1 protein-coding gene is annotated in these 649 nt (G+C 65.6%); it reads left to right on the forward strand.

What is annotated here, in order from left to right; genetic code table 11:
• Window positions 1-52: 52 nt before the first annotated feature.
• Window positions 53-649: DUF6988 family protein (locus AC1DY5_RS57905; protein WP_478123082.1), on the forward strand; the 597-nt coding region annotated here is incomplete at its 3' end.

Below are 649 nucleotides of genomic sequence, written 5' to 3' on the forward strand. Positions count from 1 at the left end.
CATCGAACAGATCCTCCGCCGCTCGGAAGAGCTCGACGACACGATCGTCAAGATGCTCGACCCCGACACCTATCCCGTGTACGGGCCCGACAGGCTGCGCATGGGCTTGAGCGTCACCGCCGCGTCGCTCTCACTGGAGCACGCCCGCGCCCTGCGACTGCTGGTCGCCGGCGGCTTCGTCTCCTCCGCGGTCCCGACCATGCGAATGCAGTTCGAAGCGACGACGCGGTCAGCTTGGCTGCTCTTCGCGGCCTCCGACGCAGAGGTCGCTGTCGCTGGCGCGCCGCTCACAGCCGAGACGGAGGAAGCTGCGCGCCGCATGCCTATGGCCACCGGAATGATCAAGGAGCTGGCCAAGGCCTCCGCGACCGTGCCCGCCGCCAACGCGCCAGCGGTCATGCTGGGACAGTTCGACCGCATGCAACGCAATGCCTTGAACTCCTTCGTGCACGGAGGCATTCACGCGCTGCGCCGCCATGAAGACGGCTACCCGGTTCAAATGGTGCGCCAACTCGTAGAGTGTTCGAACGGTCTGGTGACAATCGGCGCGATGATGCTTGCCATCCTCTCTGGAGACACCGTGCTGATGCGCCGGATGAACCGGGTCCATGAGGGGTTCGAGGACTGCATCACGCCGATGCTGCCGACC

Source organism: Variovorax sp. P4_D9, from assembly GCF_056401695.1.